Origin of the sequence: Arthrobacter sp. TS-15 (genome assembly GCF_006964045.1) — a bacterium.
Lineage (GTDB): Bacteria > Actinomycetota > Actinomycetes > Actinomycetales > Micrococcaceae > Arthrobacter.
In genome coordinates this window covers 1-25,761 of the sequence record NZ_SDXQ01000051.1, presented here as the reverse complement: position 1 = coordinate 25,761, position 25,761 = coordinate 1, and the positions used below count along the sequence as shown (strand labels likewise).

At 62.9% G+C, this 25,761-nt stretch carries 22 protein-coding genes, 1 pseudogene and 2 riboswitches; of the genes and pseudogenes, 13 read left to right on the top strand and 10 right to left on the bottom strand.

The genetic code is table 11. The features are described 5' to 3' along the window. Positions 1-3: 3 nt before the first annotated feature. Together EU811_RS20235 and EU811_RS20230 are read right to left on the bottom strand one after the other, a co-directional pair. Positions 4-2,469: a helicase-associated domain-containing protein gene (locus tag EU811_RS20235; protein ID WP_142940091.1), complete on the bottom strand. Its 2,466-nt coding sequence runs from the start codon at positions 2,467-2,469 to the stop codon at positions 4-6. A gap of 53 nt (positions 2,470-2,522) precedes the next feature. Next, a complete protein-coding gene (locus EU811_RS20230; protein WP_142940090.1) occupies positions 2,523-2,738 on the bottom strand; it encodes a hypothetical protein in 216 nt (71 codons plus the stop codon). Between the two features lie 260 nt (positions 2,739-2,998). On the opposite strand from EU811_RS20230, the gene EU811_RS20225 reads away from it, so the two are divergent. From EU811_RS20225 to EU811_RS20215, 3 genes are read left to right on the top strand one after another with little or no spacing between them, the layout of a single operon-like run. Next, complete coding sequence (locus tag EU811_RS20225; RefSeq protein WP_026543217.1) at positions 2,999-3,382, top strand: cold-shock protein; 384 nt, start codon at positions 2,999-3,001, stop codon at positions 3,380-3,382. A gap of 7 nt (positions 3,383-3,389) precedes the next feature. Further along, positions 3,390-3,950: a DUF3027 domain-containing protein gene (locus tag EU811_RS20220; RefSeq protein ID WP_142940089.1), complete on the top strand. Its 561-nt coding sequence runs from the start codon at positions 3,390-3,392 to the stop codon at positions 3,948-3,950. A 43-nt stretch (positions 3,951-3,993) separates the two neighbouring features. Next, positions 3,994-5,301, top strand: a complete 1,308-nt coding sequence (locus EU811_RS20215; RefSeq protein WP_142940088.1) for an MFS transporter — start codon at positions 3,994-3,996, stop codon at positions 5,299-5,301. An 81-nt stretch (positions 5,302-5,382) separates the two neighbouring features. Here EU811_RS20215 and serC read toward each other — a convergent pair whose 3' ends face one another. Then, complete coding sequence (serC, locus tag EU811_RS20210) at positions 5,383-6,513, bottom strand: phosphoserine transaminase (protein WP_142940087.1); 1,131 nt, start codon at positions 6,511-6,513, stop codon at positions 5,383-5,385. Positions 6,514-6,806: 293 nt separating this feature from the next. On the opposite strand from serC, the gene EU811_RS20205 reads away from it, so the two are divergent. The 10 genes from EU811_RS20205 (at position 6,807) to EU811_RS20160 (ending at position 20,183) form a co-directional block, all read left to right on the top strand. Next, the gene (locus EU811_RS20205; protein WP_142940086.1) at positions 6,807-7,502 is read left to right on the top strand and encodes a metal-dependent transcriptional regulator; all 696 of its coding nucleotides are present in this window, start codon (positions 6,807-6,809) and stop codon (positions 7,500-7,502) included. A 211-nt stretch (positions 7,503-7,713) separates the two neighbouring features. Beyond that, positions 7,714-7,925: riboswitch (cyclic di-AMP (ydaO/yuaA leader) on the top strand. A gap of 4 nt (positions 7,926-7,929) precedes the next feature. After that, positions 7,930-8,766: a M23 family metallopeptidase gene (locus EU811_RS20200; RefSeq protein ID WP_142940085.1), complete on the top strand. Its 837-nt coding sequence runs from the start codon at positions 7,930-7,932 to the stop codon at positions 8,764-8,766. A 145-nt stretch (positions 8,767-8,911) separates the two neighbouring features. Further along, positions 8,912-9,073: riboswitch (cyclic di-AMP (ydaO/yuaA leader) on the top strand. Positions 9,074-9,077: 4 nt separating this feature from the next. Next, positions 9,078-9,821 (top strand): C40 family peptidase, encoded by a 744-nt coding sequence (locus EU811_RS20195; RefSeq protein ID WP_238703480.1) that lies wholly within the window; start codon positions 9,078-9,080, stop codon positions 9,819-9,821. A gap of 98 nt (positions 9,822-9,919) precedes the next feature. Next, a complete protein-coding gene (locus EU811_RS20190) occupies positions 9,920-10,717 on the top strand; it encodes an NlpC/P60 family protein (protein WP_142940083.1) in 798 nt (265 codons plus the stop codon). 216 nt (positions 10,718-10,933) lie between these two features. After that, entirely contained in the window at positions 10,934-11,434 is a 501-nt protein-coding gene (locus tag EU811_RS20185; RefSeq protein WP_142940082.1) for an HNH endonuclease, read from the top strand. A 42-nt stretch (positions 11,435-11,476) separates the two neighbouring features. Then, a complete protein-coding gene (locus EU811_RS20180; protein ID WP_142940081.1) occupies positions 11,477-12,400 on the top strand; it encodes a DUF6457 domain-containing protein in 924 nt (307 codons plus the stop codon). Next, positions 12,397-13,755 carry a molybdopterin molybdotransferase MoeA gene (locus EU811_RS20175; protein WP_142940080.1) on the top strand — a complete coding sequence of 453 codons (1,359 nt, stop codon included), beginning with the start codon at positions 12,397-12,399 and terminating at the stop codon, positions 13,753-13,755. Before EU811_RS20180 ends, EU811_RS20175 begins: the two co-directional genes overlap by 4 nt. A 51-nt stretch (positions 13,756-13,806) precedes the next feature. Continuing rightward, complete coding sequence (locus EU811_RS20170; protein ID WP_187697271.1) at positions 13,807-16,113, top strand: FdhF/YdeP family oxidoreductase; 2,307 nt, start codon at positions 13,807-13,809, stop codon at positions 16,111-16,113. A gap of 1 nt (position 16,114) precedes the next feature. After that, positions 16,115-17,026 (top strand): formate dehydrogenase accessory sulfurtransferase FdhD, encoded by a 912-nt coding sequence (gene fdhD / locus EU811_RS20165; protein WP_142940079.1) that lies wholly within the window; start codon positions 16,115-16,117, stop codon positions 17,024-17,026. Positions 17,027-17,153: 127 nt separating this feature from the next. Further along, the gene (locus tag EU811_RS20160; protein ID WP_142940078.1) at positions 17,154-20,183 is read left to right on the top strand and encodes an alpha-mannosidase; all 3,030 of its coding nucleotides are present in this window, start codon (positions 17,154-17,156) and stop codon (positions 20,181-20,183) included. A 31-nt stretch (positions 20,184-20,214) separates the two neighbouring features. Here the strand turns inward: EU811_RS20160 and EU811_RS20155 are convergent, their stop codons facing one another. The 7 genes and pseudogenes from EU811_RS20155 to EU811_RS20125 form a co-directional block, all read right to left on the bottom strand. Beyond that, entirely contained in the window at positions 20,215-21,222 is a 1,008-nt protein-coding gene (locus EU811_RS20155; protein ID WP_142940077.1) for a hypothetical protein, read from the bottom strand. Between the two features lie 2 nt (positions 21,223-21,224). Next, positions 21,225-22,136: a hypothetical protein gene (locus tag EU811_RS20150; protein WP_142940076.1), complete on the bottom strand. Its 912-nt coding sequence runs from the start codon at positions 22,134-22,136 to the stop codon at positions 21,225-21,227. A gap of 51 nt (positions 22,137-22,187) precedes the next feature. Next, positions 22,188-22,994 (bottom strand): amino acid ABC transporter ATP-binding protein, encoded by an 807-nt coding sequence (locus EU811_RS20145; protein ID WP_142940075.1) that lies wholly within the window; start codon positions 22,992-22,994, stop codon positions 22,188-22,190. Beyond that, positions 22,981-23,640 (bottom strand): amino acid ABC transporter permease, encoded by a 660-nt coding sequence (locus EU811_RS20140; protein ID WP_142940074.1) that lies wholly within the window; start codon positions 23,638-23,640, stop codon positions 22,981-22,983. The genes EU811_RS20145 and EU811_RS20140 overlap by 14 nt, the downstream gene beginning before the upstream one ends. Next, positions 23,641-24,456: an amino acid ABC transporter substrate-binding protein gene (locus EU811_RS20135; protein ID WP_142940073.1), complete on the bottom strand. Its 816-nt coding sequence runs from the start codon at positions 24,454-24,456 to the stop codon at positions 23,641-23,643. It abuts the gene before it with no gap. Between the two features lie 228 nt (positions 24,457-24,684). Next, a complete protein-coding gene (locus EU811_RS20130) occupies positions 24,685-25,392 on the bottom strand; it encodes a hypothetical protein (RefSeq protein ID WP_142940072.1) in 708 nt (235 codons plus the stop codon). Next, positions 25,389-25,761 (bottom strand): annotated as a pseudogene (locus EU811_RS20125) (hypothetical protein); the annotation flags it as partial. The pseudogene EU811_RS20125 and the gene EU811_RS20130, both read right to left, overlap by 4 nt.

Below are 25,761 nucleotides of genomic sequence, written 5' to 3'. Positions count from 1 at the left end.
TTTTCATGAGCGCAGCTCTCCTGCGGGTTCCACATCGATGATCCGGTGGATGGACAACACCCGTTCGGTGTCCTTGGCGGGATCGAACACCCTCACACGCCCACCTGAGACAGATACAGGAACAACGGTTTCAGTGTTGGCATTCCCCAAGCTGTCCACCACGTTCATGGTGACCGCCTGTTTGAGCCGGATAGCCGTTTGCAGGGTCTCCAGGCCGAGCTGGGTGGACGCCTCGCCGGTGGTTTCGGCCGGGACGGCACGGTGTTGGCGCAGCACCGAAAGCTGTGCCTCCACGTCGTCCTCCGGCGGAGCCGTTCGGGGCGCAGTGTAGACCGGACGGGCGCTGCCAGGCAGCGCCGTGGTTCGCTTGAAACGCACGACGGCGGTCTCGGCCTCCTGCACTGCAGGCGATAGTCCCAGCTCGCGAAGGACGCGCGCAGTCTCTCGCGGGCTGGCAGAGGAGGTCAGGACAGTGGGTGCGATGCGCACCAAGCTCAAAGCCGACGTCCGGGCTTCGCGGAGAAGATCGGTAATGGCGGTCTCGTCGTCGCTCTGGATGAAGCTGGCACTCGTTCCGATTCGGAGGCGGCCGTGCCGGGAAGCGGTGTCCTGGATAAGGTACTCCAAAGGTTGGGGCACGTCCGTGGCCGAATGCTCACGGAGGAACGCCAACAGAGATTCCGCATCCTGTCCGGCGTCCAAGGCCCTCCGGATGGAGGTGGCCGAGAACCGGTAGATCGACGCCGGACCCTGGCCCTCGGCGTCGGCCATCAGCAGCAGCGTATCGCCCAGCTCCGGCGCGAGGTACCCGGGCGCCACTGCTGTGAGATCGGCTTGGAGGAGAATATGGTTCACGGCGGCCGGTAAATGCTCACCAAGGATGGTCAGGGCTTTTTCCGGCTGGGCATCGGCAATGGCCGCACCCAATTGGGTTAACGCCCCTGATCCCATCAGGCCCAGAAGCGTGGCTTCCTCAAGGATGCCTCGGACCAGTGAACTGAACCGGCGGGACATCCGCGGCTGGGACCACTCGGCCCGCTGCAGTACAGCCCTGGCGTCCAAAACAGGCGCTTTGCCATCCGGTGCGGCCGCTTCGGCTGTGAGCTCATTGAGAATTTCAAGGACCCGACGGCGAACAACAGGGGCGTCGGGCCGTTGCGCTTCCGCGGACAAAGCGTTGATGGTGGTACCGGCCGTGCCTTGATGGGCGGCCGACGACGTCGGGCCGGTGAGGGGCTGCCCCACCAGGGAAGGTGCCCTCTCGCTGGCCAGCCAGGCATTGACCAGCCACAACCACTGTTCCTGCCGGGGAAGGTTGAGCCATTCGAGCGATGGCGGCTGGACCCACGTGGAACTGTCCACGTCCAAACGGAGCAATCCCGCCATGGCGCACAACTCCAGGAGGACGGCCGTTTCATGGACACCCAAGCGGATGGATTCGGCCAATCGTCGCAACTCGCGCACACCCACACCGCCGCTTCGCAGCGTCGCCAGGGGTTGTTCCCGCACCGCGAACAACAGCTCAGCAGTCAGCCGCAGGATTTCCGCGATCGCCCCCATGGCCGCATTCCGTCGCAGGGCAGCACTGGTATGGCCGAGTTCCGGAACAGGTGGCGTCAGCGTGAAGTCGTCCACGATCGCACCTCCGCGCAACGCAAGACCCACGCTGTGGGGCAGCTCCACGTGGCCGGCATCCAGGGGGACCAGCAAACCGCGGGCCAACAGCCAGTCGATAGGGCCGACGTCGTGACTTTCGTGGGTGACCGAGGCCCGGCGCTGCGCTTGGGGCACTGCGCCCATGGCCCAGCTGCCGAATTTGTCCAACAAGCCCGTGGTCCGCGCCGGCGCCGTCGCAAGGATGGCGCGCAGATTCTCAGGGGTGGATGTCCAGCGTTGCAATGCCAACGCAGCGTCCATGGGAGTGCTGGCGGGGTGGATGCCCGCGCCGCTTTGATGAAGCTCGGCCACCAACTGCACTACCCGCTGGGCAAAGGCCGGTTGTAACCGGACAAGTTCGGTGTAGCTGCGCCCGAGTCCCGCCGGGTAGATGCCGATCACGTCCTTGAGGCTGCCCACCGGAAGATAAAAGCGCTGACGGGACGATGTTGCTGGTGACCCGGTGGGCGGATCCGCCCTGTGGACCAGTGCCAGTTCCTGCAGCTTTGCGAGGATGGGATCCAGTGCCGAAAGGGTGGAACCGGCAATGACCTTCTTCAGCCCGGCCGCGGAAATACTGTGGCCGGTATCGGCATTGGTACACAGGTGCAGCGTCTCCAGCACCTGCATTTCCGGTTTGTTCAGGCGTTCCAGGGCCCGTTGGACACTGACCCGGGCGCTCGCCCTCGCAGCCAGGGCCGCAAAGTCGGGCGCCATGGGGGAGATCAGGTCCGGCCGCGCGGCAAACAAGGCCCGCAGCGAATCGTCGCTGCGCGCTTCCAATTCCTTGCTGAGCGCGCGAATAAGGGACATCAATCCAACGTTACCGCTCCGGGGCCGCTGGTGCCTGTCAGCGGGGGCGCAGGTTATTGCCGGCGCCGCTGGCGAACGGAGTCAACTACCAGGAATATGCCGAGCATGAAGGCCACGGGCAGTCCGTAAAGTGCCGTCCAGGTTACCCACACCGGCGCAACTCCCTCATTAAAAGCCACAGCCATGACCGTGCCCACTGCGGCCAGGGAGAGGACTGCAATGACGGCGGCGATGATCATGAGGGGGCGGCGGTAACCCGGGAAAGTCATGGGCACAACGCTAGCAGTTAGGCCGCAGAGGGGACTTCTGTCCGCACCATTGTTGCCGTTCTTGTCCTGTTCGCGTGCTGCCTGTGTCTTGTTCCGGTGCTGCGTGGTCGCGGCAAAGCGGGAATAGGGGGTCCGGCAGGATAACCTTGAAGGAACAGACCAACACGGACCGGGCTGTCACCCTCGATCCCGCAGATCCCTGCGGATGCGGTGATTGGCCCGACGTGTCTCCCAAAGCAAGAACGAAGAAGGTTGATTACGTGCCTACCGGCAAGGTCAAGTGGTATGACAAGGAAAAAGGCTTCGGATTCCTCGCGGCAGAAGACGGGCAGGAAGTATTCCTGCCCAAAACGTCCCTGCCCGCGGGCGTAACTGAGCTCAAGGCCGGAACCCGGGTGGAGTTCGGCGTTGCCGACGGCCGCCGTGGCGCCCAGGCGCTGGGACTGCGCGTCCTGGAGAAAACGCCGTCCATCGCCAAAGCCAAGCGCATGAACGCCAAGGACCTTGCACCCATGGTGCAGGACCTGGTGACGGTACTGGATAACCTCTCCGGCTCCTTGTCTTCAGGCAAGTACCCCGACGGCAACAAGGCAAAGGCCATCAGCCTGGCCCTGCGCAAGGTTGCCGACGAGCTGGAAGCTTAGGACCGCCATGACTTCGGAATCCGCACAGGACACCAAGGCCGGCCCTGAAGCTGCCCAGGCTCCTGGAAACGGGGAAGCCCCCGCGCGGAAGCCTGTCGCGGCCAAACCGCGCACCGGGTTACCCGTGTGGCGCACCGGCAAGCCTGACGCGTTTCTGGCTGCCGCCGTCGATGCTGCTCGTGTTGCAGTTGAAGGCATCGCCAGCCCGGGTGAAGTGGGGGCGCACCTTGGCGCCAAGTCGGAGGGCGACCGTGTGGTGACCCACCTGTTCGAGTCCCGCCTCGCCGGCTACGGCGGCTGGCAGTGGTACGCCGTGCTCACCCGGAACTCCCGCTCCAAGGTGGTAACGGTGAGCGAGCTCGGTTTGCTGCCCTCAGAGGATTCCATCCTGGCCCCGGAGTGGGTGCCGTGGGCCAAGCGCGTCCGTCCCGAGGATGAGACGCCGTTGGTGGAAGAGACTGTTGAGGACGTCACGGAGGAGTCCGTGCAGGCCGCAGAAGACGAGGCCACCGAGGCAGCCGAGGATTCCGACGACGCTGAAGACGACGACGAAACCGGGGCTGAATAGGCATTGCGGAAACCCGGGGTGACCACAGTGAAGGCGGACGCTGATGTCCACCTTTAGGTCACTCGGAATCCTCAACTACCGCATCTGGTTCTTCGGTGCGCTGATCTCCAACATCGGCACCTGGATGCAGCGGACGGCGCAGGACTGGTTGGTCTTTGACCACTTGACCGCGCACGACGCCGGGGCCATGGGCATTACCCTGGCACTCCAACTCGGTCCCCAGCTTTTCCTTGCTCCGTGGGCGGGGCTGCTGGCCGATCGTTACAGCCGGCGGAAGCTCCTGCTCATCACCTTGGTGGCCATGGCCCTCCTCAGTACGGGCCTGGGCGTGTTGGTACTGCTGGGCGTCGCTGAACTCTGGCACGTCTACCTCTTTGCCCTCATGCTTGGAATAGTCACTGCCGTGGACGCCCCCGTCCGCCAGACTTTCGTCTCCGAACTCGTCACCGACGATTACCTGCCCAACGCGGTTGCGCTCAACAGCGCCTCCTTCAACGTGGCGCGGATGATCGGCCCCGCTGTTTCCGGTGTTCTGACGGTGGTGGTGGGCCCCGGCTGGGTGTTCCTCATCAACACGGTGTCTTTCGTTGCCATGCTGTGGGCACTGAAACTTATTCCTGCGTCCTCACTCCGCAGTCAACCCCGGGCAGCCGCGGGCAAGGGGCGGATCAGGGAGGGATTGCAGTATGTCAGGAACAGGCCCGACATCCAGGTGGTCCTGGTGGCGATCTTCATCGTGGGCACGTTCGGGCTCAATTTCCCCCTGTTCATCGCAGCCATGGTGGGCACCCAATTCGGCATGGATGCGGGTGCCTTTGGGGCCTTGAACTCGGTCATGGCCATTGGCTCGGTGACCGGTGCGCTGTTGGCCGCCCGGCGAGGCAGGCCGCGCCTCAGGTTGATCTTCGGGGCCGCCGGCGGGTTCGGACTTGCCAGCGCCCTGGCCGCATTGGCACCCAACGCCGTGCTGTTCGGGCTCGCCCTGATTCCGTGCGGACTCTTCGCCCTGACCCTTATCACCAGCGCCAACGGCTACGTTCAATCCACCACGGAAGCCGTGATGCGCGGGCGGGTCATGTCCCTCTACATGGCCATCTTCATGGGCGGCACCCCCATCGGGGCACCGCTGGTGGGGTTGGTGGCCAACGTCGGTGGCCCACGGTGGGCCGTGGGCGTCGCCGCGGTTGCCGGCGTCAGCACCGCCGTCGTGGGTTTGCTGTGGATCATCCGTGCGAAACAACTGCGGCTCCGTTTTGACCGCCGGGCCCGCGGACTGCGGCACTTCCGGGTGGAGTCGCTGCTTGCCCCTCCGGATACGGACGACGACGGCGCAAGCAGGCAGGGCGGGTAGCGCACCTTAAATGGCGGCGGCTTAAATGGCAGCGGCGCCGTACGGGAGCTACCCGCACGACGCCGGCCAAAGCCCGTGGTGCTACTTCTTCAGTTCTCCCACCACGTAGTCGATGCTGGCGAGCAGCGCGGAAACGTCGTCCGGCTCGATGGCGACGAAGGTGGCGATGCGGAGCTGGTTGCGGCCGAGCTTACGGTACGGTTCGGTGTCCACCACGCCGTTGGCGCGCAGGACCTTGGCGATGGCCGCGGCGTCAATGGAGTCGTCAAAGTCGATGGTGGCGATGACGTTGGAGCGGTCCTCGGCGTTTGCGACGAAAGGCGTGGCGTACTCGGAGGCCTCAGCCCAGGAGTAGATGCGGTTGGCAGAATCTGCCGTGCGCTTGCTGGCGAAGTCCAGGCCGCCGTTGCTGTTGAGCCACTGCACCTGTGCGTCCAGGGTCACCAGGGTGGAGAGCGACGGGGTGTTGTAGGTCTGGTTCAGCTTGGAGTTATCAATGGCCGTCTGCAGGTCCAGGAAGTCCGGGATCCAGCGGTCGCTGGCCTTGATGCGTGCAGCACGCTCCAGGGCTGCGGGGGAGAAGAGGCCCAGCCAGAGGCCGCCGTCGGAGGCGAAGTTCTTTTGCGGGGCGAAGTAGTAGACGTCCGATTCGGCAACGTCAACGTCCAGCCCGCCGGCCGCCGAGGTGGCATCCACCAGGACGAGGGAGCCTTCATCAGCACCCTGGACGCGTTTGACGGGCGCAGCCACGCCCGTTGACGTTTCATTCTGGGGCCAAGCGTAGACGTCAACGCCGGTTTCGGCCTGTGCCACCGGGCGGGTTCCGGGTTCGGCCTTGATGATGGAAGAAGCATCAAGGAAGGGTGCCTTGTTGGTGGCGGCAGCGAACTTGGAACCGAACTCACCGAAGGACAAGTGCTGTGCCTTCTTCTCCACCAGGCCAAACGCCGCCACATCCCAGAACGCCGTTGAGCCGCCTACGCCGAGGACAACCTCGTAACCTTCCGGAGCGCGGAAGAACTGGCTGAGTCCTTCACGGACCGAACCCACCAGGTTCTTGACCGGAGCCTGGCGGTGGGAGGTACCCAGGATGGTGGACGATGCTGCAGACAACGCCTCGATCTGTTCCGGGCGAACCTTGGACGGTCCAGCGCCGAAGCGTCCGTCCTTGGGCAGAAGGTCGGCGGGAATGGTGATGCTGTTGTCGCTCACGTGGCGCTCCAATGGGTGTCGGCTAGAGATGGGAGGTGGCATGGGGCATCAACTGCCCCTTCGACACCCCAATTCTGCCTGACACGGCCCGGCCTCAGGAACCTGCCACCGTCATAGTCCGCCACGTGGAATGCGGTCCCACCGAATGCGACCGGAATTATCCAGAGTAATTCCAAATAAGCTAGGCTGGGGGTTGGCGTTCAGGGGGCGGCGGTGCACACCGTCCGCCCTTGCCAGGGACGCGGTACGGTGGAGATTACGCAAGGAACTGCGTTCGAGGAGAGCTGAGCTGGATGACGGATCTGATCGATACCACTGAGATGTATCTTCGGACCATTTTGGAGCTTGAAGAAGAAAACATTGTGGCCCTGCGGGCCCGCATCGCCGAGCGCCTGCGGCACTCCGGCCCCACTGTTTCCCAGACCATTGGACGCATGGAGCGCGATGGCCTGGTGATTGTGTCCAACGACCGCCACCTGGAACTGACGGAAGCGGGCCGGAAGCGCGCCACCGAAGTCATGCGCAAGCACCGCCTCGCGGAGCGCCTGCTGGCCGACGTCATTGGGCTTGATTGGGCCTACGTCCATGATGAAGCGTGCCGCTGGGAGCACGTCATGAGCGAGCGTGTGGAGCGTCGGCTCTACGAGCTCTTGGAACACCCCACGGAGTCTCCCTACGGCAACCCCATCCCCGGACTTGAAGCGCTTGGCGGCCTTGCCAGCCAGCCCTTCCCTCGGCTGGATGTCAACCTTCTCCAGGCAATGGACGGATATGCCGCCGCTACCCGCGTGGTGGTCAGCCGCCTCGCGGAGCCCATCCAGGTTGAGCCGGAGCTCCTGACCCAATTGGACGAAGGCGGAATCCGTCCCGGAGCAAGTGTCTCGCTGGAGCGCGTCGGCGAGTACATCTCCGTCCGTGTTCCGGGCATCGAAGGAGCTTTGGAGCTGCCGCCCGAGGTGGCCGCGCACGTCTTCGTATCCCTCAACTGAGTGTCGACGGCAGCGCCGTGTCAAACCTCACTTCTGTCACTTTTTAGCGTGCGTGACCTGCGGTTTTCCGAAAATAGTGATAAGGGCTTCTCGCTCTGAGCCCGATCCTGTTGATAACGAATTTATTACCGAAGGCCTTAATCCCCTATAGTTATTTACTAGCGCTGATACCAAAGCGTTACCTGATCCGGAGCCGAGCTCTGCCAGCGGATCAGGTGTGTCACCCACCACTGGCAGAGGCGGGGGAACCACAAGCGGCTGTCTAAAGAAGCAGCCTTGGGGTGAAGTCCGCAGCAGAAGTGCCCACGTATACAAGTCCCTCTTGGGATACCTGTGTGCCGTGAGCGCCTCGCGCGGACCGGGTCTTTGTACTCTCTGACCCGAATCCGACAGCTAACTTCGCAGGCTTTTGAGAGAGGAACAGAGTTTGACATCGCAGAACGTCAGGGGTCGCCGCCGCGCGTCCGGCCCCGCTGCTGAGCTGCGGCCAGCCACCGTCGTCACGGAGATCCGGCCCCGCGCCACCGAGCGTCAAGTGCGCCGCCGTAAGAGCCCCCTGCGCCAGGTTGCCGACTTCGCCGCTGCCAGCGGCGTCGGGCAGAAGGCCGGTGTTGCGCTTGCCGCCACCGGGCTTGCCCTGACTGTCGGCCTGCCGGCCACCAGCCCGGTCATGGCCACCTCGGAATCGGGCCAGACCGAGTCCGCCCTCGCCGTCGCAGCCCCCGCGGGCAGCCAGCCCGAGGTTTCCGCGGCCGCGTCGGCGAAGATCGACTTCAGCCGAGCCGCAGTCGCCACTGCCGCTGACCCCGATGGGAAGTTGAAGCAACTGCTCAGCGCCCAGTCGGCCGGAAGCATCCAGCGCGCATCATCCGTTGGCACCATGGCCAGCCCCCTTGACACACTTACCACGGCATCGCCCTTCGGCTACCGCATCAGCCCCCTCACGGGCGGCGCCGGTGACTTCCACCGGGGCCAGGACTTCGTTGCCCAGTGCGGCACCGCTGTCCACGCAGCGGCAACCGGCAAGGTCACTTTCGCCGGATGGCACGAATATGGCGGAGGCAACCGTGTGGTGATCGACCACGGCAACGGCCTCGAGACCACGTACAACCACCTGTCGTCCTTCACCGTCCAGGTGGGACAAACCGTCAACCGTGGCGATACCGTCGCGCTGAGCGGCACCACGGGCGCTTCAACCGGCTGCCACCTCCACTTCGAGGTTCAGGTCAACGGTGAAGTCGTAGACCCCATGGGCTGGCTCTAACCAATCTGATGGTCGCCTCTCGCATGTGCGGGACACCCCGTGACCTGAATGTGACATTTGCGTTCAACTGTTGTAGCGTACAGAGCGCATCGGCTTTTTAGGGGGCCGGTGCACTTGAGTGGATTGCCTAGCTCTGCCACCTCTCAAGGTCCGTTCGCATAAATCGTCTGGCAGGGGCGGGGGAACCACTTCTGGTCTTCGTGAGAAGGCCTTGGGGTTAAGTCGCAAAACTTCCTTGGAAGCGGCGCGGCCGGATGACTCCCATCCGAATCCGACAGCTCACCTCGCAGGCATTGGGAGAGGCTACCTACGTGTCATCACGCACTACCCCTGCGCGCCATCGCGCCCAAACGGTTCGCACGAACCCGTTGAACACGCTTTCCAAGGCTGTATCCACCAACGCCGGAACCATGAGCCGTCAGGCCATCGTTCTGGCCGCAGCCTCAGGCCTCGTCCTCACCGTCGGATTGCCCGCACAGGCAGCCGACGCCGATGTTTCCAAGACTGAAGCCTCCAGCACCCAGCAGCTGGTTGTAACGGCAGTGGTTACCGCAGAGCCAACAGCCACCGTTTCCTTCGAGAGCCCCACCGTGGCCACCAAGGAAGCCCCCAAGGTAGTCCAGCGCGCAGCGCAGGTTACCGAACGAGCAACGGCCACCACGGACGAAGCCCCTGAAGCCGTGACGGCGAAGTCCTCCGAGGCCAAGGACCCGGCTGCCAGCGCAGCTGCTTCCGGCCTTGCTGCTATTGCCTACACCGGCATCGGCTCCCCGTACGTTTGGGGCGGAACAACACCTAACGGCTGGGACTGCTCCGGCTTCACCCAGTGGGTCTACGCCCAGGCAGGCATCAGCATCCCCCGCGTGAACGCCTGGACGGCTATGACGCCCACCAGCACTCCTTCTCCCGGCGACCTCGTCATGCAGAACGGCGGAGCCCATGTGGGCATCTACGTCGGCAATGGCATGATGATCAGCGCTTTGAACCCCGGCCAGGGAACGCTGCTGCACTCCGTAGCGTCCACCGGCACCTCCTCGTTCTACACCCTCCGCTAGAAACAATCCGGCTCGGGGTGGGCCGGCATGCCCGCAATGCCGGTCCTACCCGCTACCCGTGTGCACCCAACGGCGCTCGGATACGAAAAGAGAAAATCATGACCAGTGCAAACAAGCTTGCACGGCACCGCGCTGAGGCCCCCAAGACCAGCTCGCTTGCCGTCATTGCCAAAGCTGTCAGCTCCAACGCCGGTGGCGTTGGCCGCCAGGCAGCAGTGATCGCCGCAGCTTCAGGCCTGGTCCTGACCAGCGGCATCGCGGCCAACGCAGCCGAGACCAACGTTGATCGTGAGTCGACCTCCACGTCCACATTGGACGTCCAGTCCGTAGCGCAGGCCACCATCGCGGCCGACTCCACTGTGGCTATCTCTTACGAGCGTCCCGTGGTCACCACCGTGGAAGCTCCGGCTCCCGTTGTGGTGGAAGAAGCGCCGGCCAAGGTTGAAGCCAAGGTTGAAGCCAAGGAAGTACCTGCGGTTGCCGCCAAGGCCGCTCCTGCAGCCAACGCCACCGTGGCCGTCAGCAACTCAACCCCCGCTCCAGCAGCTCCGGCGGCTTCCAGCGGACTCGGCGCAGCCATCGCTGCAGCTGCTTACGCCCAGCTCGGCGTCACCCAGGACTGCACCATGCTGGTCACCAACTCCCTTGCAGCCGTGGGAATCAACTTCCACGACTGGCCTGCAGGTTACCTCTCCTTGGGCCGCACGGTCAGTGCAGCAGAAGCCCAGCCCGGCGACCTCGCCTACTACGCAAACGGTGGTTTGGCCGGACAGGCGCACATCGCTGTATACGTGGGCAACGGTCAGGCAGTTCACGGTGGATGGAACGGATCCACCACGGCACTGTTCAGCGTCAACGTCGGTTCCGGCCCGGTTTTCATCCGCGTCAACGGCTGATTCACTTTCTTCAGAACACCCCGCAGGCTCCGGCCGGCGGGGTGTTCTGCTTTAACCGCGCATGAACTCTTGCCGACACTGTGAGCGAAACGACAGAAAAATTCGTTGATACGGCATATAAGTGCTTACCCTTATGTTGTCGATCCACAGCCCGTACATGCAGAGGGCAGCCGGCCCTCGTGCCCCTGACGGGTGCGGCCGTGAAGAGGTACGTGCATGCGCACACTCGTTCTGAATGCTGGATATGAACCGCTGGCGGTAATAACATTCCGCCGGGCGCTGGTCCTTGTGCTCACTGGGAAAGCTAGCGTAGTGGCCGAAGGCGACGAGCCTGTCGTCGGGCCACAGGAAATTCTTGGACGCCCGTCCGTGATTCTCCTTAACCGCTACATACGTCCCAAGTACAACAAGGTCACCGCCGTGAGCCGCCGCGGCGTGCTTCGCCGCGACGGTCACCGGTGCGCCTATTGCGGCAAAACAGCCCACACCATAGACCACGTCCACCCCAAATCCAGGGGCGGCGCGGATTCCTGGGAAAACCTGGTTGCGGCGTGCTTGAAATGCAACAACGCCAAAAGCGACCACACACTGGCTGAAATGGGTTGGAAGCTCCGTTTCAAACCCGGAGTGCCCCAGGGAACCATGTGGCAGATCAAAGAACTCGAGAAACCTGCGCCGGACTGGGACCCGTTCCTGTTGCCGGAATCCGCTGCCTGATCGATTTCTGCTGACCTCCGGCCGCCCGGGTAGTCTGGGCGGATGGAGTTCAACGCCGTGATTTTGGCGGGTGGCAGGGCCACCCGCCTCGGCGGCGTGCCCAAGCCATGGTTGAAGTACGACGGCGACACCCTCCTTTCGCTCGCACTTCAGGCTGCCCGGGGTGCTTCGGCGGTGGTTGTGGTGGGGCCGGATGAGCCCGGCTCAGGCGGCGGCGAGCCAGGAGGCACCGGGAACCTACCGGACGCTGTTCTGCGGACACGCGAAGAACCTGTATTCGCAGGGCCGGCAGCTGCCATCGCGGCCGGCTTGAGCGCGCTGAAGAATGGCGGTAGGAGCACTCCATGGACGCTGGTGCTTGCCTGCGATATGCCGCATGCATCCCGCGGTGTTGGCCTCCTTTGGGCCGCTCTTGAGTCCAGTCCCGGAATGGAAGGAGCCATGGCCGTCTCTGCCGACGGCCGGAAGCAGCCACTTCTGGGGGCCTACAGTACAGAGGCCCTGGAAAGGGAAGTGGCCGTAGCTTCGGGAGGTTCCGGGTTAACGAACTCATCAGTGTTCCGCCTGCTTGCTAGGCTGAACGTGCTGGACGTTGAAGTCCCCGCTGGGTCCACCGATGACGTGGATACATGGGAGGACGCTGCGGCCCTGGGCATTGACTACGAGTTGGAGGCGGACGTGAAGAGCCAGGAAGAGACGCTCGAGGAATGGTGCCGGACACTGCTTCAGGCATTCGAGCTTGAGGGCGTGGAAGTCGACATCAACGAGGTCCTCGCGGTGGCTGGAGTAGCAGCACATTCCGTGGTGCGCCCCGCCGCACCCCTGACCACGTTTATTGCAGGTTACGCGGCCGGAATGGCCCGAGGAATCGGCCAGGCCAGCGATGACGCGTCCATGAACGCTGCCTTGGAACTGGCCCGCAAAATTGCCCGTGAGTACTCGGAGTCCGGGACCGGCCCGGAATGACGGAGGCCCCCAACGAGGGCCATCACGCGGCACACACATGGCATGAGGCCCGGCAGCGTGCGTTCGACGTCGCCACACCCATTCCGTCGGGCCCCGTGCCGCTCAGCTCAGCGCTCGGGCGCACCCTGGCTTCGGATGCCCTGGCAGTGCAGGACATGCCCCATTATGCGTCTTCCGCCATGGATGGATGGGCCGTTAACGGCAGCGGTCCGTGGATCCTCAGCGAACCGGGGCAGAGGCTTGCGCCGCACCAGGCCAGTCCCATAGTTACGGGCGGGCTTATTCCGCCCGGTGCCAAGGCAGTACTGCGCAGTGAAAGCGGCGTGATAGCTACTGACGAGGATGGCCTGCCGGTTCTTGCGCTGGGAGGCAGCGCCAAACCGGGGGAGCCCCGCAACGGCCAACATATCCGAAAGGCTGCGGAAGAGGCCGCTGAGGGTGATGTCCTGCTCAAGGCCGGCACGGTGCTGAATCCGGCCCATATTGCCTTGGCAGCGCTTGCGGGCCTGGACCATCTTGTGGTGCTCGGAAAACCCTTGGTCCGTTTCCTCCTGACGGGCTCGGAAGTAGTGGCTCACGGTGTTCCCTTGCCCGGCCAGGTCAGGGATACCTTCGGTCCGCAGCTGGGCGCCGTGGTGGAGCTTTTGGGCGGCATTGCCGGGGAGCAGCTCAGGGTGGGTGACAGCTATGAGGAGTGGATCGACGCACTCCAGGACACCGAGCCAACGCTGGACGAGCCGGGACCCGGGGACCACTTCGGTGAAGCGGAACCTCCTGCCGACGTCGTTATTACCACGGGCGGCACGGGACGCTCTGGAACCGACCACCTACGCAAAGCCGTAGCTGAACTTGGCGGGAATTTGCTGATTGATGGGATCGCCATGCGTCCCGGACATCCGGCGGTGTTGGCAGAGTTGCCCGATGGCCGGTTTGTGTTGGGCCTGCCTGGAAATCCGCTGGCGGCCATGATGGCTTTGTTCACCGTGGGTGGACCGCTGCTGGCGGCCTTGGGCCATGGCCGTTTGGAGGAGGTGGGCGAGGTTCCCTGTGGCACCACCCTTGATGCCGAGCCCGGCCGCACCCGCCTGATGCCGTTCAAGCTGGTGTATGGGTTGGCGTCGCCAGCCAATCATGCAGGCCCTGGAATGATGCGTGGCCTGGCCGGCGCCGACGGGGTCATGGTGGTGCCGCCGCATGGTGTCCAGCTGGGCGAAGCGGTGCCTGCCTTCGCCGTACCCTGGGGAAAAGCGCTTCCCGTGCCGAAGGCGCCGGAAGAGAAGAGCCGCAAAGCCGTGCCTCGGCAACAAAGGAAGGCTCCTTCCGGCCCCGTGGACTGGAGTGCGTTGGACACCTGAGGCGCGTCATGAAGGGGTTTGGCTCTGCTGACAAAGTGCAATGATGGACACATGAACAGGCATGCTCCCGAACAGGACATCAATGAAGATGACCTGCAGATCCACCCGCCCAAACAAGCCGCGGCAGGCCTCAAAGCTGTCACGGTTGCCCTCGAACGAGGTTATGCCCAGGCCGGCGTGGGCCGCACGGTTCGTTCCATGCTCAGGGTCAACCAGCATGACGGGTTCGATTGTCCGGGCTGTGCGTGGCCGGAATCAATCACGGGCAAACGCAGTCCCGCAGAGTTTTGCGAAAACGGTGCCAAGGCGATCGCCGAAGAGAGCACCACCAGGACAGTCGGTGCCGAATTCTGGGCCAGGCATTCCCTGGCAGAACTTGAAGACAAAACAGAGTACTGGCTGGGGAGCCAGGGAAGATTGTCCGAGCCTGTGGTCATCAAACCGGGTGACACTCACTATTCGGCCATCACATGGGCCGACGCCTTTGCCTTGATCGGCGAACACATCAACGCCACAACCCCGGATAAGTGCGTGTTCTACACCTCCGGCAGGACGGCCAACGAGACCGCGTTCATGTACCAGCTGTTTGCCCGAAGCCTCGGAACCAACAACCTCCCCGACTGCTCCAACATGTGCCATGAGTCATCCGGTAGTGCCCTCAACCCCACCATCGGGATCGGAAAAGGCACTGTGTCGTTGGAGGACATCCACCACGCGGAGCTGGTCCTGGTAGTGGGCCAAAACCCTGGAACCAACCATCCGCGCATGCTCTCCGCCCTCCGCGACTGCAAGAACAACGGCGGCAAAATCATTGCGGTCAACCCGCTTCCCGAAGCCGGCCTCCTGAACTTCAAGGACCCCCAGTCCCTCAACGGCATGATTGGCGGTGGGACCACCATTGCCGATGAGTTCCTGCAGATCAAGGTAGGCGGCGACCTCGCCCTCTTCCAGGCGCTCGGCCACCTGCTCCTGGAGGAGGAGAAACGGAACCCGGGGACGGTCGTCGACCATTCCTTCATAGCCGGGCAGACCGAAGGTTTCGCCGCCTACCAGGAAGCCCGTTCGGTTCTGGACTGGGACGAAACGGAGCGGGCAACAGGGCTGAGCCGGGGGGAGATTACCAAGGCGGCTTCGATGTTGGCGGCCTCGAAGGCAACCATCATCTGCTGGGCCCTTGGTTTGACCCAGCAGCCGCACTCGGTGGATACACTCCGGGAGATCATTAACCTCCTTCTGCTCCAGGGCAACTTCGGCAAACGTGGAGCCGGTGCCTGCCCCGTGCGGGGCCACTCGAACGTCCAAGGCGACCGCACCATGGGCATCTGGGAGAAACCCAAGGAATCCTTCCTTGCCGCGCTGGATTCCGAATTCGGCTTCCACATGCCACGGGATCATGGCTATGACTCCGTGGAAACCCAGCACGCCCTGGAAAAGGGCGAGGTGGATGTTTTCGTCTCCATGGGCGGAAACTTCGCAGCCGCGGGTTCGGACACGGCCGCCTTGGAGCAAGGCTTGAAGAAAGCCGGACTGACGGTCCATATTTCCACCAAGCCCAACCGCGCCCACGTGGTGCACGGCAAAACGTCCCTGATCCTGCCCACGCTGGGCCGGACGGATACAGACGACAAGCACCCCAAGGGCAAACAGTTCCTCTCCGTGGAGGACTCCATGTCCGTCATCCACAAAACACAGGGGCGGCTGGAGCCCGTGTCCGAGCACCTGCTGAGCGAACCGGTGATCGTGGCCCGCATGGCGCAAGCAACGCTGGGGGACAACCACAGTGTGGACTGGCGTGCCATGGCCGAGGACTACGACGTCATCCGGGACCACATCTCACGCGTCATCCCCGGCTTTGAGGACTTCAACGCCCGGGTTCGAACCAAGAATGGCTTCGTCCTGCCCAACCCGCCGCGCGATACCCGCACCTTCGCCACGGACATCGGCAAAGGACGTTTCTCCGTGCGGCCCCTGGAGTACCTTGAAGCGCCGGCGGGCCACCTGATTCTCCAGACGGTTCGCAGCCACGATCAATACAACACCACCTTCTACGGTTTGGATGACCGGTACCGCGGCGTCTCGGAGGGGCGTCGTGTAATCCTGGTCCACCCGGAGGACCTGTTGGAACTTGGCTTCGAGGACCGGGACCTGGTGGATGTCATCTCCACCTTCGCGGGAACTGAACGGCGTGCCAACAAGTTCCGGCTGATCGGGTACCCCACGGCCAAGGGCTGTGCCGCAGCGTATTTCCCGGAGGCCAACGCCCTGGTGCATCGCGAACTGGTGGCACGGGAATCCAACACCCCCGGGTACAAAGCCATGACCGTGCGCTTTATCCAGCATGAGGAGAACGGATCCTGATATGGGACGTGTAACCCAGCGCCGCAAGGTGCACAAATTTGTCCTGGACGGCTCGCCCCAGGCATTGGAGCATCCCGTCCGGTTCAAGGAAGACGTCCTGGCCGTTGAGGAGCCGCTGGAGATCCGCTTGGGCGAGATGTCCTTTTCCGTGACCATGCGAACACCCGGAGACGACTTCGATCTCGTCGCGGGGTTCCTGGTGTCCGAAGGGATCATCTGGGAGCCCGGACAGTTGATCTCGGAGCGCTTCTGCTCCGGGGAGGACGAAAACGGGGTGCAGACCTTCAACGTGGTGGATGCCCAGCTCAGACCGGACGTGGAACGGCCCGACACCGGCCGCAATGTGTACACCTCCAGCTCGTGCGGAATCTGCGGTACGGATTCCATCGAGGCCGTCCGCAAGTCTTCGCACCACAGCCCGCGCGAGGATAATGTGACAGTCCCGGTCCGGGCCTTGGCTGCACTCCCGGACCGCCTCCGCGAGGCACAGGCTGTTTTTGATAAGACCGGTGGCGTTCACGCCGCGGGACTTTTCAGGATCCACGACGACGGCACCACCGAGTTGCTGTGCCTCCGCGAGGACGTAGGCAGGCACAACGCCGTGGACAAGGTGGTGGGCTGGGCTTTGCGCGCCGGTATGCTCCCGCTGAAAGGGACGGTGCTTCAGGTGTCCGGCAGGGCTTCGTTCGAACTCGTCCAAAAAGCTGCCATGGCCGGTATCCCTGTGCTGGCCGCCGTGAGTGCGCCGTCCAGCCTCGCGGCGGAACTGGCGGAGGAAACGGGAATCACCTTGGCCGGCTTCAGCCGTGGGCTCAGCCTCAATGTGTACGCCGGACGGGACAGAGTGGTTGCCGAAGCCCCGGAAGCGGACCCGTTGCCCGTTGGTGATAGCCCACAGTCACTTGGCTATTAAGCTGGAACAAAGTAGATTTTATCCATCGATTGGAAGCGTGGCGATGCCACATTCGCCGTCCGCACCCAGCACTACCGGGTCGCGGTAACCAAGCTAACTACCCAGCGAACGCCCAAAGGGGAACTCATTGCACGACGACCGCCGGATCACTGAACAGCGTCTCGATCGATTTGTTCGGGAACGCATTCTTCCGGCCATTTACGGCAGGGCGATCCCGCTTCAGCTGAGCAGCTGGGATGCGCCTGGCGAACCCGTGCCGGCCGCCGAGGCGCTGCGCCAGGTCTATGCACCGCAGGAACCCGGCGTTGCATGGGGTAAGGCGTGGAGCACCAAATGGCTGCGCCTGCAGGGTGAGGTACCGCAGGACTGGGGCATGGCTGAGTCCACAACGGTGGAGATCATTGTTGATCTTGGATTCAACAGCGATGTCCCCGGGTTCCAGTGTGAAGGCACGGCGTGGCGCGCTGATGGAAGCATCATCAAAGCAATTTCGCCACGGAATTACCATGTGCCGCTCAAGCTCCTGGGTGGAGGTCAATCCGTGGATTTCTACGTGGAGGCCGCAGCCAATCCAGACGTCGCCCAGGGTTGGTCGTTCGCCCCCACCCTGCTGGGGGATAAAGCCACCTCCGGTGATGAGCCCCGGTACCGGTTCGGCCGCATCGCCATCGCTGAACTGAACGAAACCGTGTGGGAACTCAACCAGGACGTCTGGACGCTCAGCGGTCTGATGCACGAACTTCCCATGGAAATGCCGCGTCGCCATGAGATCCTGCGCGCCCTTGAACGCATGATGGACGTCATGGACCCGGACGACGTCGCCGGAACCGCCGCCGCAGGCCGTGCTGAGCTGGCCGAGGTCCTAAGCCGTCCCGCATATGCCTCGGCCCATGAACTGTTGGCTACCGGCCACGCGCACATCGACTCCGCCTGGCTGTGGCCCGTCCGCGAAACCATCCGTAAGTGTGCCCGCACTTTCTCCAACGTGGTGGCGTTGATGGATGAGGACCCCGACTTCGTGTTCTCTTGTTCTTCGGCCCAGCAAATGGCGTGGATGAAGGAGTTCTTCCCAGAGCTCTTTGTGCGCATCAGGGAAAAGGTAAAAGGCGGCCAGTTCGTTCCAGTCGGTGGCATGTGGGTGGAATCGGATACCAACATGCCAGGCGGCGAGGCCATGGCCCGCCAGTTCGTGGAAGGGAAGAGCTTCTTCCTCAACGAGTTCGACGTCGAGTGCCAGGAAGCCTGGCTGCCCGATTCCTTCGGTTACTCCGGCGCCATCCCGCAGATCGTCAAGGAAGCCGGCTCGCGGTGGTTCCTCACCCAGAAGATTTCCTGGAACAAAGTCAACAGGATGCCTCACCACACCTTTGCCTGGGAAGGCATCGACGGCACCCGGCTGTTTACCCACTTCCCGCCGGTGGATACGTACAACGCTGAGCTGCACGGACGCGAACTGGCCCACGCAGAGCGCAATTACCGTGATCACGGCCGAGGAACCATGTCACTGGTGCCGTTCGGCTATGGCGACGGCGGTGGAGGACCTACTCGCGAAATGGTCGCCGCTGCGCATCGTACGGCGGATTTGGAAGGCTCCCCGAAGGTCCGGATGGGCGCAGCCCGGGACTTCTTCATCCGAGCTGAGGCCGAGTACACCAATCTGCCGGTTTGGGTGGGTGAAATGTACCTGGAGATGCACCGCGGCACGTACACCAGCCAGGCAAAGACCAAGCTTGGCAACCGTCGGAGCGAACATCTCCTTCGCGAAGCGGAGCTCTGGTGCGCCACGGCCGCCGTCCGCCTGGGCGGGGCCTACGCCTATCCCGCCGACGAACTCAAGCGACTCTGGCGGCTGGTCCTCCTCCAGCAATTCCACGACATCCTGCCCGGCAGCTCCATCGCCTGGGTCCACCAGGACGGTGAACGGAACTATGAAGCCATTGCCCGGGACCTTGAGGGCATCATCAGCCACGCCGCCCACGCCTTGGTGGGGGAGGGTGATCAGCAGTTCCTGCTGAACGCCGCTCCGCATCAGCGCAACGGCGTCCCAGCACTGGGGGCGGCCGAGGCCACAGCACCGGAGTCCGGCGTCCAGGTGGACGAGTTCGACGACGCCTACGTCCTGGACAACGGCATCATCCGGGCCGTCCTGAACCGTGACGGACTCCTGACATCGCTGGTGGACCACGCCAGCGGGAGGGACGCCATCGCCCCCGGGCACACCGGTAACCTGCTGGAGCTGTTCCGCGATACCCCGAACGAGTGGGATGCCTGGGACATCGAGGAGTTCTACCGCCGTAACGTCACCCCGTTGACGCACGCGGATGCGATCGATGTTGAGCGTTCGGCGGACGCCGTCGTCGTAGTGGTCAAACGCACGGTGGGTGCCTCCACCATCACGCAGCGCCTGACTCTCGACGCCGGTGCGGCGTCGCTGGGTATCAGCACCACGGTGGACTGGCAGGAACGCGAAAAGATGCTCAAGATCGCGTTCCCGCTGGACGTCAGGGCGGACCGTTCAGCGTCGGAGACCCAATTCGGCCATGTCTTCCGCCCGACGCACACCAACACTTCCTGGGAAGCTGCCAAGTTCGAGATCTGCGCCCACCGCTGGATCCACGTCGCCGAGCCCGGCTACGGCGTTGCAGTGAGCAACTCCTCCAGCTATGGGCACGACGTCACCCGGGCGGTCCGTGCCGATGGCGGAACCACGACGACGGTCCGCACCTCGCTGCTGCGTTCGGCGCGTTTCCCGGACCCGGAAGCAGATCGGGGCGAACACACGCTCGAGTTGTCCATCAGGCCCGGTGCTGCGATCGCTGATGCCGTGGAAGAGGGCTACCGCACCAACCTGAAGCCGAGGTTCGTCACAGGCGGACAATCGGTGGAACCCCTGCTCTCCGTGTCCAACCCTGCCATTGTGGTGGAAGCGGTGAAGCTGGCCGAGGATGGCTCGGGTGACGTTATTGTCCGGCTCTATGAATCGTTAGGGGAGCGTTCAACGGGAACCTTGAGGGCCAACTTTGAGAGCTCGGATGCGATGGCCACAGACCTGCTGGAGCGCACCACCGAAACCCCCGGCGTGACCGTGGAGGAAGGCCCCGAGGTCAAACTGGTACTCCGGCCCTTCCAGCTGGTTACGATCAGGCTCGTCCGCTGAGGTGGCTGGCGGAGTTACTGCGTTTGTTGGGTTACTCCGCCAGTTCCGCGTCGAGGGCATCTTTGAGCACTTGCACCCGGATGGGGATCACGGCGTCGTGGTGTTTGATCTGGTCTGCGACGTCTTTTGTGAACACATTTTCAACCAAGGTGGGCATGTCCCTCACGCCGTTGACGTAGCGCTTGGCTGCAAAGTCGAACTCTGACCTGTTGTTTTTTATCCGGGTGTTGAGGGCTTTGAGTTCGTCGGCAATCGTAGCGTATTCCGCGTCGGGGGCATTCCGGGCGGTGGCGTCATCGATCTTCTTGACGTACTCGTCCTTGAGCCGGACAAATTCGTTGTAGTTTTCCTCGGACTTTGCCGTTGTTTCAGCATGTGTTTCCAACTGGGCAATCTGGTTGTCCAGTGTGCGGGCAAACTCTACGTAGGACACGTTCTTCGATTGTTTGAGTTGGTTTACGGCTTCGCGGCACTGGACTGCTGCCTGTGCCAGGAGTGTTTGGCGTTCCCGGAGGTTGGCTGCTTTGGAGCCCACAAAGAGTCCGCTGCACCCGGCGTCCTGCCTGAAGAGGCCTTCGAACAGAGGGTAGGACTCCACCAGTCCTTCCATGGAGTCGAGGTAGGCCTGGTAGGAATCGCCCAGCATAGCTACTGCGCCGGAGACCGTTTTGTCTTCTGCGCCGGCGGTGTCGCTGGTCTGCACTTCGTTCAAGGCCGTGCGGGCGGAGATGATGGCCTGCTGGAAGTCGTCCCGTTCCTTGGCGGAGCCTTTCTCAGCTTCCTCACGTGACGCGGGGGCATTGCGGGCCTTCTTGTACGCGGCCAGGTAGGTGTTCACGGCGGGCTGGATCTTGCCTCTGGCCTCATCGAGTGCCGTCAGGCGCTCATCCTTGAGGAGGACCAGGCTTTCCCTGCGCTGCTGAGCGGTCATGGTGCTCACGGAAATCACCACAGCCGAGGCAATCAAGGCCAGCACGACGGCGAGGGTGAGGGCAATCAGGACCGGGTGGCGCTTCTTGCGAACAGGCTCAATGGTCATGGCTATTTCCCCTCACCGGACGCGGCATCGAATTGCTCAAGGCTCTTCTTAAGGACGCCTTCCAATTCGGTGTTTGAGCTGTTGGCATTTTCAATGATTTTTGTGTATTTGTCTTTGCTGGCAGTTTCATAAGTTGCCTGCGCCTTGCCGAATGCCTCATTGATATCCAATAGTGCAACGGCGGCAACGGTGCTCTTCGCGAGGCGCTCCAAAGAGTCCTTACTGTTGAGCACTTCCTGTTGCTTGTCCCGCTGTCCACGGATGACGGACTCCACCTCCGTGAGCAGGGTAGTAGTCTCGGCGTCGGCGCCGTCCTTGGCTGTGCCAAGGGCTGCCAAGCACTCATCTGCACTCTTGACATAGTCCTCGGAGTAGGACTCGCTGGCCACGTTCAGCGATGAATGCAGGGCCGCGCAGGGACCGCCTACAGACCGGTAAATGTTGGCAGTGTTGATCAGCAATTGATCGTTGTACGCGATCACCGCAGTGTACTGATCCTTGAAGCGGTTGAAGGATTCGGCGACTTTTTGATCCTTCAGGGCCGGCGATTCTGACATTTGCTCCAGCCGGTCACGGTTTGCCGCGGACTCGCGTACTATCCGTTCACGGTCCAGGCTGAGGACTTTCTCCTCTTCAGGCTGTCCTGCTTTTTCGGAGATGGCGTTCGAGTACCGTCCGGAGAACTGTTGGACGAGGGGATCGTACAGATTCATGGAGTTGTCCACAATGACGCGGTGCTTGTCCAAACGGAGCACGTCTGCGCGGTCTGTTCCGGCCGGACGGGAAAGGGCAAACCACGTGCCAATCCCGACGGCCACCAACGCCGCGACGAGGAGAACAGCAATGATTGCCGTGCGTTTGGAGCTACCCCTGCCGGGCGCGCTGGCTGTCTCTTCCAAGGATGTATCCCCCATATTTGCGAACTGCTTGGATCCTGCGAAACCTGACAAATCCTGGCTAACAACCTAGACGTCGTGCTGGAGCCGCTTCACGAAGAGCTTGGTCCGCTCCTGCCGCGGTTCCCGCAACACCTCAGCTGCCGGCCCGCGTTCCACCACGACGCCGCCGTCCATGAAAATTACCTCATCCGCCACATGCTGGGCAAAGGCCAACTCATGGGTAACGATCACCATGGTCCAGCCCTCTTCGGCGAGTTCTTTGATGACGCCCAGCACATCCCCTACGAGCTCGGGGTCCAGCGCCGAGGTGGGCTCATCGAAGAGGAGCAGTTGGGGCTTGAGGGCCAACGCCCGGACGATCCCCACGCGCTGCTGCTGACCGCCGGAGAGCTCAAAGGGGTAGGCGTCGCGTTTATCGGCCAGGCCAACGCGCTCCAGAAGGCGTTCGGCGTCGGCAATGGCCTCAGCGCGCGGCCGTTTTTGTACCTGGACGGGGCCTTCAATGATGTTCTTCAACACGGTCATGTGAGGGAACAGGTTGTAATGCTGGAAGACCATGGCACTGCGGTCCCGGAGGGCAGCCACCTCCTTCTTCCCGACCTTGGCGCCGAAGTCTATGGCGAGCTCTGCTGAGGCATCGCCGCTTCCAAAGGTGACCGTTCCGGCGTCGGGAATTTCCAGGCCGTTGAGGGAACGCAGGACCGTGGTCTTGCCCGAGCCCGATGGCCCGATCAGTGCCACTACCTGACCGCGCCGGATGTCGATGTCGATGTCGCGCAAAACGACGTTGCTTCCGAAGGCCTTGGCCAGGCTCCGCGCCTTCAGGACTGAGGCGACGGGCGGCTGCTGTAGGGATTCGTTAGTGGGCGACATAGCGGTCCAATCTCTTTTCCACCGCGGATTGGGCCGTGGAAAGGACCAGGCAAATGACCCAGTAAACCAGGGCAGCCTGGAGGTAAAGGGCCATGAACTCCTGGCTGAACGCAGCGATTTGCTGGGCGTTGCGGAACAGTTCGGTGACCAGGATGAGTGAGGCGAGGGAGGTGTCCTTCACCAGTGAAATGAACGTGTTGGACAACGGTGGAACGGACACCCGTGCCGCTTGGGGAAGGATGATCCGCACCAGTGCCTGCGGCCGGGACATGCCAATGGTGTGGCCGGCTTCCCATTGGCCCTTCGGCACGGACAGGATGGCCGCACGGATGATCTCCGCGGCGTACCCGCCCACATTCAGTGAGAAAGCGATGATGGCGCTGGGCCAGGGGTCAAGCTTCACTCCGATGCTGGGGAGCCCGTAGAAAATCACAAAGAGCTGCACCAGCAACGGGGTGCCGCGGATGACCGAGACGTAGAAACGGCCGATGCCCGACAGGATAATGTTGGGGCTCAACCGGAGCAGGGCAACCACCAGTGCGAGGACGAGGCCGATGGCGAAGGAGGCCAACGTGAGGGGAATGGTCCCCGTGACCGCGCCGGTGATCAGCGGACCGAAGGAACTCCAGATGAGGTCCCAGTTCATCTATTTGGTGACGTCCGCGCCGAAGTACTTCTCCGAGATCTTAGCCAGCGTGCCATCAGCCTGGAGATCGGCCAGTGCCTTGTCCACAGCTGCAGTGAGCTCCGTGGAGCCCTTGCGGAACACCATGGCGCTCTCGGTCTTCTCCGGGGCCTCTGCCGCCACCTTCAGGCCGGAGTCGGGCGTGTTCTTGGCGTAGTCCAAGTAGGTGAGCTTGTCGTTCACAGTGGCATCCACGCGTCCCTGCTGCACCAGCGTGGCGGACTGTGCCCAGCCTTCCACTGCCTGGACGTTGGCACCGGCTTCAACGGCCATTTTGTAGAAGTTGCTGGTCAGTGACTGCGCGGTGGTCTTGCCCTTGAGGTCCGCAAAGCTGTTGATGCTGTTGTTGTCCGACTTCGTGACCACAACACCGGTGGAGATGGTGTACGGGGTGGAGAAATCGTACTTGGCCTTGCGTTCGTCATTGATGGAGATCTGGTTGGCGATGGTGTCAAAGCGCTTTGACTCCAAACCTGCAAAGATGCCGTCAAACTGGGTCTCCTGGAAGGTGGCCTTCACCCCGAGTTTCCCGGCCACCGCCTGGGCGATCTCCACATCAAAACCTGTGAGCTCGCCTGCGCCGTCAGCGTGGAAGCTGAAGGGACGGTACGTACCTTCGGTGGCGATCACGAGTTCGCCCTTGGATTTGACGTCGGAAAGGGACGTATCGCCACCGGACTGGGCGGGCGCGGACCCTCCGCCGCACGCGGAAAGTGCAAGGGCGGCCGCGGCCACGGTTGCTGCGAGGACAGAGCGGCGGGTACGAAGGCTGTTCATGGAGCCATCTTAGTCACCGCCCGGGGCGGGGGTGGCGGCGGCGTGCAAAAGCGCGTTAAAAAGGCTGAGTGGGGGCGGTCCCCAACAGCCCGCCACCACTCATCCCCCCAATTGTGATCACGTGGGCGCCACATCCACCGGAAACCCGTTCTCTGATTCCGGTGTCAGGCTGCAAGCCGCGTTCACACATTCATGATTGTGCCACGATCTAATGGTTTTGTGAAAGTCTTACGCCGAAAGTCGCGTCTTCCGGCGGGCGAATGCCTTGGAGACCCAAATACCGGCAAGCCCAATGGCCGTGAAAGTGGCCGCTGAGTAGTTGATAAGAACCCGCAACCACGCCTCGGAGAACGGTATCAGCGGGAACAGCTGGGACAGCAGGAGAAGCGACAGGCCGAGCAGCAGCACCGCCGAGGCGATCCGCAGCAGGACTGGGGCCGTGCTCACTACGGTGCGCCAGATGGCGGGGACCAGGCAGGCGGCAACGAAGCCGGGGTAGAGGCGTCCCATGAAGGCGTAAGCCTCCAATGAGGGCCCCCAGCGCAGGCCGCTCATACCGGCCGATGATCCCTCTGTATCCGTGATGAGGAAGAAGTAGATGGTCAAAACACCTATAAGGATGGCGGCGGTGATGCCGAGGGGTCCTCGAATCGCTTTCACGGCAGCGGGTGAGCCGAAAGCCGTGGCGATCTTGATGCCCATGAAGTAGAAGGTTCCGTACAGCAGGAAACGGAGGACAAGATTGCAGATGTTCATCCCGCCCAACCACCCGTCAATGACCAGGTAGGGGGCCTCGATGCTGATGAAGATGCTCAAAGAGATCAGTGCAAAAATGTAGAAAACCTCGCGGTTTTCACCCCGTAACGCGCTGGGAACCCGGGCCAGGGTTATCGCCAGGCACACCACCAGCGTGACCCAGGGCAGGACAGCCGTCATCCGAGGTTCTCCCAAATTCGTTCAGTTCGTTCCTGGTCTTGTTCCTGCCGGCGCAGTGTTTTGCCGAGCGCCAAAAGACGTTCGCCGGCCAACGTCACCAGTCTGCCCTGTGACAACTTATCCAGCGCTTCCTGCCGGGAATTGGGCGGCCATCCGGCTTCGGCCTCCGTAATCAGCCCACCAGCCACCAGCCCGCCCGCAGGTCCCACCCCGGCGGCGCGTGAGGTGGCGATCGCCAATGCGGGCGGGGGCCTGTTGGCGGTCAGGTGGGCGGAGAAGTTCTGCGGCGCAATCCCGGTGGTGTCGCTGACCCGGTGCCGCAACTCGCCGTCGTCGATCGCGTCCACCCAGTTCCGCACGGAGGTGGGG